Source organism: Enhydrobacter sp., assembly GCF_030246845.1.
Classification (GTDB): Bacteria; Pseudomonadota; Alphaproteobacteria; order Reyranellales; family Reyranellaceae; genus Reyranella.
This window is the reverse complement of sequence record NZ_CP126889.1, coordinates 3,673,175-3,687,347: the sequence shown is the minus strand read 5'-3', so window position 1 is coordinate 3,687,347 and position 14,173 is coordinate 3,673,175. Positions and strand designations below refer to the sequence as shown.

At 66.8% G+C, this 14,173-nt stretch carries 13 protein-coding genes; 7 read left to right on the top strand and 6 right to left on the bottom strand.

Annotated features, from left to right (window positions below; translation table 11 throughout):
* Positions 1-79: 79 nt before the first annotated feature.
* The 4 genes from OJF58_RS18445 to OJF58_RS18430 are packed head-to-tail and all read left to right on the top strand — an operon-like array spanning position 80 to position 3,491.
* Entirely contained in the window at positions 80-841 is a 762-nt protein-coding gene (locus OJF58_RS18445) for an enoyl-CoA hydratase-related protein (protein WP_300779178.1), read from the top strand.
* Positions 842-845: 4 nt separating this feature from the next.
* Entirely contained in the window at positions 846-1,187 is a 342-nt protein-coding gene (locus OJF58_RS18440) for a hypothetical protein (RefSeq protein WP_300779177.1), read from the top strand.
* 22 nt (positions 1,188-1,209) lie between these two features.
* Positions 1,210-2,376: an acyl-CoA dehydrogenase family protein gene (locus OJF58_RS18435; protein WP_300779176.1), complete on the top strand. Its 1,167-nt coding sequence runs from the start codon at positions 1,210-1,212 to the stop codon at positions 2,374-2,376.
* Positions 2,373-3,491: a CoA transferase gene (locus OJF58_RS18430; protein ID WP_300779175.1), complete on the top strand. Its 1,119-nt coding sequence runs from the start codon at positions 2,373-2,375 to the stop codon at positions 3,489-3,491. Before OJF58_RS18435 ends, OJF58_RS18430 begins: the two co-directional genes overlap by 4 nt.
* 86 nt (positions 3,492-3,577) lie before the next feature.
* On the opposite strand, the gene OJF58_RS18425 is transcribed toward OJF58_RS18430, so the two are convergent.
* From OJF58_RS18425 to trxB, 3 genes are all read right to left on the bottom strand, one after another.
* The gene (locus OJF58_RS18425) at positions 3,578-4,456 is read right to left on the bottom strand and encodes a DUF6492 family protein (RefSeq protein ID WP_300779174.1); all 879 of its coding nucleotides are present in this window, start codon (positions 4,454-4,456) and stop codon (positions 3,578-3,580) included.
* Positions 4,457-4,797: 341 nt separating this feature from the next.
* Positions 4,798-5,724 carry a LysR family transcriptional regulator gene (locus OJF58_RS18420; protein ID WP_300779173.1) on the bottom strand — a complete coding sequence of 309 codons (927 nt, stop codon included), beginning with the start codon at positions 5,722-5,724 and terminating at the stop codon, positions 4,798-4,800.
* Positions 5,721-6,689: a thioredoxin-disulfide reductase gene (trxB, locus tag OJF58_RS18415; RefSeq protein WP_300779172.1), complete on the bottom strand. Its 969-nt coding sequence runs from the start codon at positions 6,687-6,689 to the stop codon at positions 5,721-5,723. Before trxB ends, OJF58_RS18420 begins: the two co-directional genes overlap by 4 nt.
* A gap of 178 nt (positions 6,690-6,867) precedes the next feature.
* Between trxB and OJF58_RS18410 the strand changes: the two genes are divergently transcribed.
* Positions 6,868-7,344: an Lrp/AsnC family transcriptional regulator gene (locus OJF58_RS18410; RefSeq protein WP_300779171.1), complete on the top strand. Its 477-nt coding sequence runs from the start codon at positions 6,868-6,870 to the stop codon at positions 7,342-7,344.
* Between the two features lie 290 nt (positions 7,345-7,634).
* A complete protein-coding gene (locus OJF58_RS18405; RefSeq protein ID WP_300779170.1) occupies positions 7,635-8,213 on the top strand; it encodes a septation protein IspZ in 579 nt (192 codons plus the stop codon).
* Between the two features lie 75 nt (positions 8,214-8,288).
* Here OJF58_RS18405 and greA read toward each other — a convergent pair whose 3' ends face one another.
* The 3 genes from greA to carA all read right to left on the bottom strand — a co-directional run bounded on the left by greA (position 8,289) and on the right by carA (position 13,386).
* On the bottom strand, positions 8,289-8,762 hold the full coding sequence (gene greA, locus OJF58_RS18400) for a transcription elongation factor GreA (protein WP_300779169.1): 474 nt from the start codon (positions 8,760-8,762) through the stop codon (positions 8,289-8,291).
* Positions 8,763-8,851: 89 nt separating this feature from the next.
* Positions 8,852-12,100, bottom strand: a complete 3,249-nt coding sequence (gene carB, locus OJF58_RS18395) for a carbamoyl-phosphate synthase large subunit (RefSeq protein WP_300779168.1) — start codon at positions 12,098-12,100, stop codon at positions 8,852-8,854.
* Positions 12,101-12,198: 98 nt separating this feature from the next.
* Positions 12,199-13,386, bottom strand: coding sequence for a glutamine-hydrolyzing carbamoyl-phosphate synthase small subunit (gene carA, locus OJF58_RS18390; protein WP_300779166.1), 1,188 nt, complete (start codon positions 13,384-13,386; stop codon positions 12,199-12,201).
* A gap of 209 nt (positions 13,387-13,595) precedes the next feature.
* Here carA and OJF58_RS18385 point away from each other — a divergent pair, with 209 nt between their 5' ends.
* Complete coding sequence (locus OJF58_RS18385; RefSeq protein WP_300779165.1) at positions 13,596-14,057, top strand: GatB/YqeY domain-containing protein; 462 nt, start codon at positions 13,596-13,598, stop codon at positions 14,055-14,057.
* Positions 14,058-14,173 lie beyond the last annotated feature (116 nt).

Sequence of the window (14,173 nt, the reverse complement as noted above, 5' to 3'; positions counted from 1 at the left end):
GGCGGCAAACTGGGCCTTCCGCCTTTGCCTCATTCTGCCAGCCGGCTAAAACAGATGCCGAGCACTGGAGGAGGGCGCGATGGGGAAGGTCATCGTCGAGAAGAACGGTCCGGTCAGAACCGTCTGGATGAACCGGCCCGAGAAGCGCAACGCGCTGGACAGCGAGCTGCTGAACGAGATGATCACGGCGATGAAGGCGCCGGTCGCGGCCGAGGACCGTGTGATCGTGGTGCGCGGCAAGGGCAACGTCTTCTGCGCCGGGCTCGACATGAAGGAGCGCAGCAGGAGCGCCGGCGCCGGCGAGGCGAGCGGCATCGAGGTCATGCTGCGCGCGATCGAGCTCTGCCCGCTGCCCGTGGTCGCCGTGGTGCAGGGCGACGCCATTGCCGGCGGCAACGAGCTGGCGCTGCACTGCGACCTCGTGATCGCCAGCGACAAGGCGCGCTTCGGCATGTCGCTCGCCCAGGTCGGTCTCGCGCCCAACTGGTTCCTGGCCAAGAAGCTGATGGAGGTGCTGGGGCCGGTCACGACGCGCGAGATGCTGCTGCTCGGCGACCCGCTGCCCGCGACCAAGCTCCACGCCCTGGGCCTGATCGCACGCTGCGTGCCGGCGGCTGAGCTCGAGGCCGAGGCGCGGAAGGTGATCGACCGGCTCGCTGCCAACGCACCACTCTCGCTCAAGGCCATGAAGGCACTCACGGTGCGCCAGCTCGAGTTTCGCGACGGCATCGCGCACGACGACGTCGACGCGCTGGTGCGCGCGGCGATGCAGAGCCAGGACGCGCAGGAGGGCATGAAGGCCAGGCTCGAGAAGCGCACGGCCCGGTTCCAGGGCAAGTAAGGCCATGTCGATCCGGCTGCGCCTCGACAAGCCGTGGCAGCTCCTGACGGCCGAGGCGGCGGCGCGCCTGCCGGGCCAGCTCGGCGTCTATCAGATCGCCGACGCCAAGGGCGCCATTCTTTATATCGGCCAAGCCGGTGCGCGCTCGCCCTTCGGCCTGCGCAGCGAGCTCTTGCGCGAGGCAAAGGAACGCGGCGCGGGCTGCCAGTTCCGCGTCGAGGTGAACATGCAGTACCGCTCGCGCTGGTTCGAGCTCCTGATGGTGCATCAGGCCGACCATGGCGCGCTGCCGCCCGACAATGCGAAGAATCCGCCGCCGGTGCTGGGCCGGCTGAGCCCGGCGTGACGCGCCACTGAAGGAAACGCCCATGGATTTCGAACCGTCGTCCGAGCAGCAGATGCTGATCGACCAGGTACGCCGCTTCGTGCGCGAGGAGATCATCCCGCTCGAGGCCAAGCTCGATCCCGACTCGTCGGAGTTGCCGCCGGACGACTTCAAGCGCCTCACCGACAAGACCAAGGCGATGGGCCTGTTCGGCATCGACATCCCGAGGGAATTCGGCGGGCCGGACATCGACATCGTGACGCGCGTGCTGCTGGCGATCGAGATGGCGCAGCATCGGGCCGGTCTCTACGTGCCCTGCTACGGCACCTTCGGCGGCGCGGGGCTGGCGCAGATCTTCGAGGCCAACGAGGACCAGAAGGAGCGCTACCTCTATCCAACGCTGCGCGGCGAGAAGAAGGCCTTCTTCGGCCTCACCGAGCCGTCGGGCGGCAGCGACCCGGCGCGCGCCATCCAGACCAGGGCCGAGCGCAAGGACAACGGCTGGGTGCTGAACGGGTCCAAGATCTTCATCTCCAACGCCGACCGCGCGCAGTACGGCATCGTCTTCGCCCGCACCGATGCCAGCAAGGGCCGCGCCGGCATCACCTGCTTCATCGTCGATTCCGACACGCCGGGCTTCCATGTCCGCCGCGTCGTGCACACGCTGCGCTCCTCGCACTACGCCACCGAGCTCGAGTTCAAGGACTGCTGGGTGTCGGACCACCAGGTACTGGGCGAGGTGAACAAGGGCTTCGCCGTCGCCAACGACCGGCTCACCCGCCAGCGCATCCCTTACGCCGCGGGCTGCATCGGCGTCGCGATCGCGGCCCACGAGATGGCGATCGAATGGGCCAAGATGCGCACCACCTTCGGCGAGAAGCTCGCCAACCGCCAGGCTGTGCAGTGGATGCTGGTCGACAACGAGATCGACATCCGCACCGCCCGCCACTTCACGCTCGAGGCGGCGGAGAAAGCGCGGCGCGGCCTGCCCTTCCGCACCGAGGCCGCGATCGCCAAGCTCACCGCCTCCGAGGGCGGCGGCCGCGTGGTCGATCGCGCCATGCAGATCCATGGCGGCATGGGCATGACCAAGGATCTGCCGCTCGAACGCTGGTATCGCGAGATGCGCATCCGCCGCGTCGGCGAGGGCCCGAGCGAGGTGCAGCGCATGGTGATCGCGCGCGAGATCCTGGGAAGCAACCTGCGATGAGCAAGCCGCTGGAAGGGCTCCGGGTCGTCGAGTTCGGCCAGAACCTCGCCGGCCCCTATTGCGGCCAGATCCTGGCCTTCCTCGGCGCCGAAGTGGTGAAGGTCGAGCGGCCCGAGGGCGACGACGCGCGCAAATGGGGACCGCCCTTCGTCGACGGCGCCGCGACCGGCTTCATCGCGCTGAACCGCGGCAAGAAGTCGATCACCTGCGATCTCGCCGAGGTGGGGCAACGCGAGGCGCTGATCGAACGCATCGGTGCAGCCGACGTGTTCGTCCACAACCTGCGCGCCGATGTGCCGGCGAAGTTCGGCATCGATGGCCCGACGCTGCGCAAGCGCTTCCCGAAGCTGATCTATGCCGATCTCAGCGCCTTCGGGAACGCGGGTCCGTGGAAGGAGCGGCCGGGTTACGAGCCGATCATCCAGGCGGTGGCGGGGCTGATCTCGCTGAACGGCGATCCCTCGGGACCGGCGGCGCGGGTCGGCGTCTCCATCATCGATCTCTCGACTGGCATGTGGACGGCGATCGGCATCCTCGCCGCCCTGGCCAGGCGCAACACGACCGGCGAAGGCTGCCTCGTCGGCACGTCGCTGTTCGAATCGGGCCTGATGTGGGCCTCCAACCACGTGGCGCAGTATTCCGTCACCGGCCGCATGCCGCCGCGCCAAGGCACCGGCCATCCCACGCTCACGCCCTATCAGGCCTTCGAGTGCAGCGACGGGCCATTGATGGTCTGCCCCGGCAACGACCGGCTGTGGCGCAAGTTTGCCGAGGCGCTGGGCCATCCCGAATGGCCGGACGAGCCGCGTTTCCGCACCAACGTCGATCGGCTGGAGCGGCGCGAGCTCTTGCTCGGCATGATCGCCGACATTATGAAGAAACAGAGCCGCGCCCACTGGTCGGCCAGGCTGGACGCACTGGGCGTGCCCAACGGGCCGCTGAACTCGGTGCCGCAGGTGCTGGAGCTGGCCCAGACCGCCGCGCTCGGGATGTTCGCCAAGCCCTATCCCGGCAGCCCCGCCCTCTTCCACGGCCTGCCCCTCAGCCTCGACGGCGAGCGCGCCGGCGGCACCGAGAAAGCGCCCCGGATCGGCGAGCACGACGGCGAGGTTTGACTCTTCCGGACCGCGCGCATCCTGCGCGCTCATGAGCGGGCTGGACCCTTCGACAAGCTCAGGGCAGGCGCCCGCGGTCCATACGACTACCCCGCGAAGCTCAGGCAGTAATCGCGGACCTGGTCGAGCGGGATGCGGGCGTGGCTTTGCACAATGATGAACTTGCCGCCGGGATCGGTGCCGGCCGGCAGCTTCACGAGGCGCTCGAAATCGGCGGCGCCCCAGACGCAGGTATGCTCGGAGAAAAGCTGCGTGTCGGAGAAATAGCAGGGATCCCAGTGGACGTGATAGTCGAGCAGATTGCCTTCGTGCTCGGCGACGCAGGTATAGAGCGAATACTCGGTCCAGGGGATCTGCCCGATCTTGCGCAGCACCCAGAGGCTGAGCGCCGTCAAGGCGTCGCCGCCGTCCCTGGAGAAATAACGCAGCGCCTGCGCCGCGAGGTCGGCATGCAGGATGTTGGGGGTGACCGACAGGCCGTGCTGCTTGATGTCGAACGACGTACCGACGATCTCGGCCGCGCTCCTCCACCAGTCGTGATAGCGCTTGGGCTCCCAGCGCGACAGCGCACGGCCGTCCTCGACGAAGGTCGTGGCGTCGAAGTCGCCCACGCAGCAGACATCGGAGTCGAGCGTCAGGTAGCCCTTGAAGCCCAGCATCACCGGCACCTGCAGCTTCACCATCTGCTGCCGGTACCAGCCGGTCATCATGTAGAAGCGACTGAAGGCCGGGAAGAATTCCGACTCGGCCCGCACATCGACGTCGATGTTGGGAAAGCGCGGCAGCTCGCTTCCCAGGAGCCGCGCGTCGCGCGCCGGCGAGACGATGAGGAGCTGCAGCGGCTTGCTGTCACGCCAGTGCTTGGCCAGCGACTCGATCAGCAATCCCGCCCGTTCGAGGTCGCCGCGGCGCTTCAGGTTGCGCAACGCAAGGGGCAGAATCGCTTGGCGAACTTCGGAGAACATCGGGTCGTTGGGACCTTCGTCGTGGGGAGCGCCGGGACGTCTTATAACATCATATAGGGAGAGAGCCTGTGATCTTCGCCCCCGAGCGGCACTTGGCCGCCGCCTTGAAAAAAGACGCCGGGCCCTAGAGCCCGGCGAGTCAAACAGGGAGGCTTCACGTCTGGGAGACGTGGGATCATGAGGATCCCGAGTTTCGAGCGCGATCAGTCACAACCGTTCACGTCGACAACCTGAAACCAACCTACTCGCTGGGGCTTGGAATGTTAGGCTCGAAGTTTCGATCACAGACATGCAGGAGCCGCATGCCTACACCGGAAATGCAATACGACAACTAATAGCGATCAAAAGCGGGTCTCGGCCACTTTCCGCAGGAGGAAGTCGCGGAAGACCGCGATGCGCTTGGAATGGCGCAATTCCTCAGGGTACGTGAAGTATACGTCGGTGGTGCGGACGTTGAGGTCGGGCAGCAGGATCTCGAGCTTGGTCGATTCGCGCGCCAGATAGTCGGGCAGCGAGGCGATTCCCATGCCCGATTCGACGGCGCGGAAGATGCCGTAGACATTGTTCACCCGCAGCACCACCAGCCGCGGATTCTGGTCCGGATTGCCCTCGCGCAGGAGCCAGTTCACGTCCGGCGCCGGCGCGCGCGCATCCTCGCCAAAGATGATCATGCGATGCCGGTCGAGCTCTTCCACGGAGTTGGGCCGGCCGTACTTCTGGATGTAGGTGTGCGAGGCATAGACGTGGCTGCGCACGGTGAGCAGATGGCGCTGCACCAGGCCCGGCTGCCTCGGCATGACCATCCGGATCGCGACATCCGCCTCGCGCATACCGAGATCGAGCTCGTTGTCCGACAGGACCAGGCTCACGTCGATCTCGGGATACATGGCGGTGAACTCGTGCATCTGCGCCGTCAGCCAGGTCGAGCCGAAGCCCACCGTGGTCGTGACCTTGAGCCGTCCGGCCGGCTTGTCCTGGTTGGCGCGCAGGAGCGCCTCGGCGGTGTTGACCTTGGCCGCCATGTCGCGGGCGGTGCGATAGAGCAGCTCGCCCTGCTCGGTCAGGATCAGGCCACGCGCATGGCGATGGAACAGCATCACGCCGAGCTGCTCTTCCAGCGCCCCGATCTGGCGCGAGATCGCCGACTGGCTGAGCTTCAGGCTCTCGCCGGCATGTGTGAAGCTGCCCGCATCGGCCACCGCCTGGAAAATGCGCAGCTTGTCCCAGTCCATGAAGTCTCCCCCGGCGCGGTCGAGCTCACCGCTCATTCCGCCGCCTGCGCCATCCGCGCATCCTGCTCGGCGAGCCAGCGCTCCGCCTCGAGCGCGGCCATGCAGCCGGTGCCGGCGGCCGTGACCGCCTGCCGGAAGATCTTGTCCTGCACGTCGCCGGCGGCGAACACGCCGTCGATGTCGGTCGTCGTCGAGTCGGGCTTGGTGATGATGTAGCCCTCCGAATCCATCGCGAGCTGGCCCTTGAACAGATCGGTGTTGGGCGAGTGGCCGATGGCGACGAACACGCCGTCGGTCGCGAGCTCGCGCGTGGCGCCGGTCTTCACGTTCCTGACGCGCACCGCCTTCACCAGCGGCGCGGGCGCGGTCTCGCCCAGGATCTCCTCGACCACATGGTCCCACAGCACCGAGACCTTGGGATTGCGAGCCAGCCGGTCCTGCAGGATCTTCTCGGCGCGAAAGGCGTCGCGGCGATGGATCACCGTCACCTTGGAAGCGTGGTGCGTGAGGTAAAGCGCCTCCTCGACCGCGGTGTTGCCGCCGCCCACCACGACCACCTCCTTGTTGCGGAAGAAGAAGCCGTCGCAGGTGGCACAAGCCGACACGCCACCGCCGCGGAAGCTCTCCTCGCTCGGCAGGCCCAGCCAGCGCGCCGAGGCGCCGGTCGCGATGACGAGCGCGTCGGCCTCGTAGCGGTCGCCCGAATCGCCGATGCAGAGGAACGGCCGACGGCGGAGGTCGACCTCGACGACGGTGTCGAAGAAGAGCTGCGTGCCCACGTGCTCGGCCTGCTTCTGCATCTGCTCCATGAGCCACGGGCCTTGGATCACGTCGGCGAAGCCCGGGTAGTTCTCGACGTCGGTGGTGATGGTGAGTTGGCCGCCCGGCTGGATGCCCTGCACCAGCATCGGCTTGAGGTTCGCTCGGGCGGCATAGATGGCGGCCGTGTAGCCGGCTGGGCCCGACCCGAGAATGAGCACCTTGTTGCGATGTGCTGCCATGTCCGCTCCGCATCCCACAAACTGCATATCTTCGACATATATGCAAACCTCGGGAGGGTTGCACGGATTGTTGTAGCGCCAAGGCGCAATTCTTCACGGCGAGACGCGGAATTCTCGCAACTTTATTGCGCGACCGGCATGGTTCTGGCATAGACCGGCGCCAATGGAGGAAAACAGGATGGCTCGCGCAAAGCTCGATCGGATCGACCGGCGCATTCTCAACGACCTGCAGGCCGAGGGCCGCATGACCAACGTGGAGCTGGCCGAGCGGGCCGGCATCTCCGCGCCGCCCTGCCTGCGCCGCGTGCGCGCGCTCGAACGCGCCGGCATCATCAAGGGCTACCATGCCGATCTCAGCGCCGAGGCGCTGGGTTACAGCGTCTCGGTGTTCGCCTTGGTGGGGCTCAACAGCCAGGCCGAGACCGACCTCAAGGCTTTCGAGGAGATGATCGCCGGCTGGGATCAGGTGCGCGAGTGCCACATGCTGGCCGGCGAGGCCGACTTCCTGCTGAAGATCGTGGCCGAGACCTGGGACGAGTACCAGAAGTTCCTCACCACCCGTCTCACCTCGGCGCCCAATGTCAGCCACGTAAAGTCGATGATGGTGTTCCGCACCGCCAAGCAGCTCCCCGGCGTGCCGATCCCGGTGGAGTGATCAAGGGAGCGGTCCAGCCACGGTCGTGTCATCCCGAGCGGACGCGAGGGATCTTTGATCGGCGCCGGCCAGGGATCCCTCTCTCCGCTCGGGATGACACAGCTTGTGGCGATTAAAGGCAACCGTTCCATTCCCGAGGGTCGATGCTGCCGGTGACCAGCTCCAGTGGCGCATTCATGAGCGCCTCGGCAGTTGCCCGCTTCGATGAAGGAGACGATAGAGCCCTTGCCGGAAACGGCGTGTACATATAGCCTCGCGTTCGATACACAGCGTTACCGTTGTGAGGCGGCATGAAGAACCTGTTCCAGGCGGCGCGCGTGCTGCTGCTCGATCTGGCCTCGACGCTCCTGTTCCTCGCGGTCTATGTCGCGACCGACGATCTCCTGCTGGCGGTCGCGCTCGGCATGGTGCTGGGCGTGGTGCAGATCGGCGGCGAACTCCTGCGAAGGAAGCCGGTCGCGGCGCTGCAATGGGTCAGCGTGATCGCCGTGCTGTCGTCGGGCGCGGCCACCTTCCTCACCCGCGATCCGGTCTTCGTGATGCTGAAGCCCTCGGTCATCTATTCGATGGTGGGGCTCGTCATGCTGAAGCGCGGCTGGATGAACCGCTACCTGCCGCCGCGCGCGATGCCGGTGATCGATGTGGCGACGGCCTTCGGCTTTGTCTGGGCCGGGCTGATGTTCGCCTCGGCCCTGCTCAACGTTGCGCTCGCCCTTTCGCTCGACGCCAGGAGCTGGGCCGCAGCGATGTCGGCCTGGGGCATCGCGAGCAAGCTCGGCCTGTTCCTGATCCAGTACGCGACCATGACGACGATCGGCCGCCGCCGGGCCGCGGCGGCCGGCGCGATACCGGCCGCATCGTCTTCCTGACCGCGGGCGCCTGCCCTGAGCTTGTCGAAGGGTCCAGCCCGCCCATGAGCACGCAGGATGCGCGCGGTCCCATAACTACTTGAACTGGACGCCGACCACTTCGTAGGACTTGGCGCCGCGCGGCGTCTGCACCTCGACGGTGTCGCCCACGCTCTTGCCGATCAGGGCGCGGCCGATCGGCGAGGTCACCGAGATGCGGCCCCTGGCGAGGTCGGCCTCGTAGGGGCCGACGATCTGGTACTTCACCTTCTCGTCCGTATCCTCGTCCGCGAGCCGCACCGTGGCCCCGAACTTCACCGTCTTGCCCGACAGCTTGGAAAGATCGATCACCTCGGCGCGCGAGATGATGTCCTCGACCTCGGCGATGCGGCCCTCGATGAAGCCCTGCCGTTCGCGCGCAGCCGTATACTCGGCGTTCTCCGACAGATCGCCATGCTCGCGCGCCGCCGCGATCGACTTGATGATCGCCGGGCGCTCGACGCTCTTCAGCTGCTTCAGCTCTTCCTCGAGGCTCCTGAGCCCCTCGGATGTCATTGGCACCTTTTCCATATCGCGGATCGTCCTTAATGAATCGAACGTCGTCAACGCCCAACGGCGCAGTTCGGTTGCGCATCCGGGCCATGGCCCGGTGCATGGGCCTAGAACGTGCTTTTGAAGTAGGATTGCAACGGCGCGACATCCAGCGCGCCGTCGCTCAGTGCGGCGATGCCTTCGACCGAGGCCTTGGCGCCCGCGACCGTCGTGTAATAGGCGATCTTGTGCATCAACGCCGTGCGCCGGAGCGTGAAGCTGTCGGTCAGCGCCGAGGCGCCGTCGACCGTGTTGAACACGAGCTGCACCTTGCCGTCCTTCATCAGGTCGACGATGTGCGGCCGGCCTTCGAGCACTTTGTTCACGCGCTGCGCGGCAATGCCGTGACGATGCAGGAAGTCGGCGGTGCCGCCCGTCGCCACGACCTTGAAGCCGAGATCGACGAGGCGCCTCACCGGCTTCACCATCGCCGGCTTGTCCTGGTCCTTGACCGACACGAACACTACGCCCTCGATCGGCACCTTGGCGCCGCTGCCGAGCTGGCTCTTGGCGAAGGCGCGGCCGAAATCCGCATCAAGGCCCATCACCTCGCCGGTCGAGCGCATCTCGGGCCCCAGGATCGTGTCGACGCCGGGGAAGCGCGCGAACGGGAACACCGCCTCCTTCACCGCGACGTGCCTGGCCTTCGAGCTCTTCTTGATGCCGACCGACTTCAGCGCCTCGCCCGCCATCAGGCGCGCGGCGAACTTGGCGATCGGCTGGCCGGTCGCCTTGGCGACGAAGGGCACGGTGCGGCTGGCGCGCGGATTGACCTCGAGCACGTAGACCTCGCCGTCCTTCACCGCGTACTGCACGTTCATCAGCCCCACGACCTGCAGCGCCCGGGCCATCGCCTCGGTCTGGCGCTCGATCTCGGCCAGGATCTTGTGCGGCAGCGAGTAAGGCGGCAGCGAGCAGGCCGAGTCGCCGGAATGGATCCCCGCCTCCTCGATATGCTCCATGATGCCGGCGACGAAGACGTTGTGCTCCCTGTCGGCGAGCGCATCGACATCGACCTCGATGGCGTCGCGGAGGTAGGAATCGATCAGCACCGGGTTGGCGCCCGAGACCTTGACGGCGTCGCGCATGTAGCGCTGCAGCCCTTCGCGATCGTAGACGATCTGCATGGCGCGCCCGCCCAGCACGTAGGACGGCCGGATCACCACCGGATAGCCGATCTTCTCGGCCACCTTGATCGCCTCGGCCTGTGACGTCGCGGTGCCGTTGTCGGGCTGGCGCAGCTTGAGCTTGTGGATCAGCTTCTGGAAGCGCTCGCGATCCTCGGCGAGGTCGATCGCGTCGGGCGAGGTGCCGAGGATGGGGATGCCCGCCGCCTCGAGCGGCTTGGCGAGCTTGAGCGGGGTCTGGCCGCCGAACTGCACGATCAGCCCCAGGAGCTCGCCCCGGCTGCGCTCGACCTCGACCAGCTCGATCACGTCCTCGGCCGTCAGCGGCTCGAAATAGAGACGGTCGGCGGTGTCGTAATCGGTCGACACGGTCTCCGGGTTGCAGTTCACCATGATGGTCTCGTAGCCCGCCTCGCGCAGGGCATAGACCGCGTGCACGCAGCAATAGTCGAACTCGATGCCCTGGCCGATGCGGTTCGGCCCGCCGCCCAGGATGATCACCTTGCGCCTGTCCGTGGGCCTCGCCTCGCACTCGGCCGGCCGATGGCCGTCGCCCTCGTAACAGGAATAGAGGTAGGGCGTGCGCGACTCGAACTCGGCGGCGCAGGTGTCGATGCGCTTGAACACCGGCCGCACGCCGAGCGCGCGCCGGCGCTTCGCCACCTCGGCCGCGCCGAGCCTGGTGAGCTCGCCCAGCCGCTCGTCGGAGAAGCCTTTCTTCTTGAGGTCGATCAGTGCCTTGGGGTCCCTGGGCAGGCCGGTCCGGCGCAGCCCGGCCTCGATCTCGACCAGCTCGGCGATCTGGCGCAGGAACCACGGTTCGTACTTCGAGGCATGCGCCACCTCCTCGACCGAGAGGCCGTGACGGAAGGCCTGCGCGATCACCAGGATGCGGTCCGGCGTGGGCCGCGCCAGCGCGGCGATCAGCGCCGCCTTGTCGGGCGCGCCCTTGATCTCGATCTCGTTCAGGCCGGTGAGGCCAGTCTCCATCGAGCGCAGCGCCTTCTGCAGCGACTCCTGGAAGGTGCGGCCGATCGACATCGCCTCGCCCACGCTCTTCATCGAGGTGGTGAGCAGCGCCTCCGCGCCGGGGAACTTCTCGAAGGCGAAGCGCGGCATCTTGGTGACGACATAGTCGATCGTGGGCTCGAACGAGGCGGGCGTCGTGCCGGTGATGTCGTTCAGCAGCTCGTCGAGCGTGTAGCCCACGGCCAGCCGCGCGGCGACCTTGGCGATCGGGAAGCCGGTCGCCTTGGAAGCGAGCGCCGAGGAGCGCGACACGCGCGGGTTCATCTCGATCACGACCATGCGGCCGGTCGCCGGATCGACCGCGAACTGCACGTTCGAGCCGCCGGTATCGACCCCGATCTCGCGCAGGCACGCGATCGAGGCGTTGCGCATGATCTGGTATTCCTTGTCGGTGAGCGTCAGCGCCGGCGCCACCGTAACCGAGTCGCCGGTGTGGATGCCCATCGGATCGACGTTCTCGATCGAGCAGATGATGATGCAGTTGTCGCGCCGGTCGCGCACCACCTCCATCTCGTACTCTTTCCAGCCCAGCACCGATTCCTCGACCAGCACCTCGGTGACCGGCGAGGCATCGAGGCCGCCCTGCACGATCTCGAAATATTCGTCGCGGTTGTAGGCGATGCCGCCGCCGGTGCCGCCCAGCGTGAAGGACGGCCGGATGATCGCAGGCAGGCCAACGACGTCGAGCGCCCTTGCCGCCTCCTCGCGATTGTGCACGACCTCGCTCCGGGGCGATTCGAGGCCGATCTTCGTCATGGCGTCGCGGAACAGGAGCCTGTCCTCGGCCTTGTCGATCGCCTCGGCATTGGCGCCGATCAGCTCGACCCCCAGCTTTCGGAGCCGGCCGTCGCGATGCAGCGCCATCGCCGTGTTGAGCGCGGTCTGGCCGCCCATGGTCGGCAGGATGGCGTCCGGCTTCTCCTTCTCGATGATCCGCGCCACCATGTCGGGCGTGATCGGCTCGACATAGGTCGCGTCGGCGAGGCCCGGATCGGTCATGATCGTGGCCGGGTTGGAGTTCACCAGGATGACGCGGTAGCCCTCGTCCTTCAGCGCCTTGCAGGCCTGCACGCCCGAATAGTCGAACTCGCAGGCCTGGCCGATTACGATCGGCCCGGCCCCGATCACGAGGATGCTCTTGATGTCAGTGCGCTTGGGCATGGCGATCTATCATAGGAGCGCGCAACTCCAGTTGCGCCTCTCCTCGCTGTTGCAACACCCTGAGCGCCACTGGAGTGGCGCGCTCCCCCGACAGACCCTCATTTGGCGTTCTTGCTCTTGTCGATCATTTCGACGAAGCGGTCGAAGAGGTAGTGGCTGTCGGTCGGGCCGGGCGAGGCCTCGGGATGGTACTGGACCGAGAAGATCGGCTTGTCGGTGCAGCGCAGGCCCTCGTTGGTGCCGTCGAACAGCGACACGTGCGTCACCTCGACCGTCTCGGGCAGCGACTCGGGGAGCACGCAGAAGCCATGGTTCTGCGAGGTGATCTCGACCTTGCCCGTGGTCAGGTCCTTGACCGGCTGGTTGGCGCCGCGATGGCCGCGCTCCATCTTGCGCGTCTTGCCGCCCAGCGTCAGCGCGAGGAGCTGATGGCCGAGACAGATGCCGAAGATCGGCACCCTGCTCTCGATCACGCCCTGGATCGCCGGCACGGCATAGGCGGCGGTCGCCGCCGGGTCGCCCGGGCCGTTGGACAGGAACACGCCGTCCGGCTTGTGGCGCAGGATGTCCTCGGCGCTCGCGGTCGCCGGCACCACCGTCACCTTGCAGCCGATGTTGGCGAGGCAGCGCAGGATGTTGCGCTTGGCGCCGTAATCGACGGCGACGACGTGGTAGCGCGGCTTCTCGAGCTTGCCGTAGCCCTTGCCCAGCGTCCAGGCGGTCTCGTCCCACTGGTAGCTCTGCTTGGCCGTGACCTCGATCGCGAGATCCATGCCTTCGAGGCCGGGCCAGTCCCGCGCGATCCTGACGTACTTCGGGATGTCGAACTTGCCGTCGGGCGCATGGACGACCACGCCGTTGGGGGCGCCGCCGTCACGTACGCGGCGCGTGATCTCGCGCGTGTCGACGCCGCAGACGCCCGGCAGGCCGTGACTCGTCAGCCAATCGTCGAGCGGCCTGGCGGCACGCCAGTTGGCCGGCTCGGTGATGTCGCCGCGCAGCACCACGCCGCGCGCGGCCGGGTTGATGCTCTCGATGTCCTCGAGGTTGGTGCCGACATTGCCGACATGCGGGAAGGTGAAGGTGATGATCTGGCCGGCATAGGAGGGATCGGTGATGATCTCCTGGTAGCCGGTCATCGAGGTGTTGAAGCAGACCTCGCCCACGGCATGGCGGGCCGCGCCGACGCCCTTGCCCCAGAAGACCGCACCATCGGCCAGGACCAGCGCGGCCGTGGCCCAACGCGGCGCGGCGTCGTTCGCGCCGGCGGTCTTGGGTGAAGTCATGATGAATGGTTTCCGTTCGTGCAGCCCGATGGCCCTCGCCCCGAGGTCGGGGAGGCGGCCGGCGAACCGCGCGGTTTGTAACGGAGAGGCGGCACAGGGTCAAGCCGCCGTCCGGCCTCGATTTACAAGGTTTTTCAATAAGTTATTTGCTTTGCCAACAGCTCGCCGGACGATTAGTTTCCGCCCGTCGAACCATTGGGACACATCATATGCTGCGCGATCAACTGAACGAGGCGCTGAAGGACGCCATGCGGGCCCGCGACATGGGCGCCGTCGGCACCATCCGGCTGATCCTGGCCAAGCTCAAGGAGGTCGACATCGCCCAGCGCACCGAGGCCAACCGCGAGGGCGTCGGCGACGACCGGATCCTCTCCATGCTGCAGGGCATGATCAAGCAGAGGAACGAATCGATCACGCTCTACGAGAAGGGCAACCGCGCCGATCTCGCCGACAAGGAGAAGGCCGAGATCGCCGTCATCCAGCGCTTCCTGCCCAAGCAAATGGACGAGGCAGCGGTCGAGGCCGCCGTGAAGGACGCCGTCGCGGCAGCGGGCGCCAGGTCGATCAAGGACATGGGCGGCGTGATGGCGGCCCTGAAGGCCAAATACGCCGGCCAGATGGACTTCGCCAAGGCCTCCGCCATCGTGAAGAAGGTGCTGGCGGGAAGCTAAACTCATTGCGCCACTGGCGCGCTCCAATGACGGAGGAAACGCCATGGTCACCGTCACTCCCAGCGGCCGTTGCTCGGCTGGACCTTGAGGCCGCTCCCAGGTTGAAAGCGCGTGCG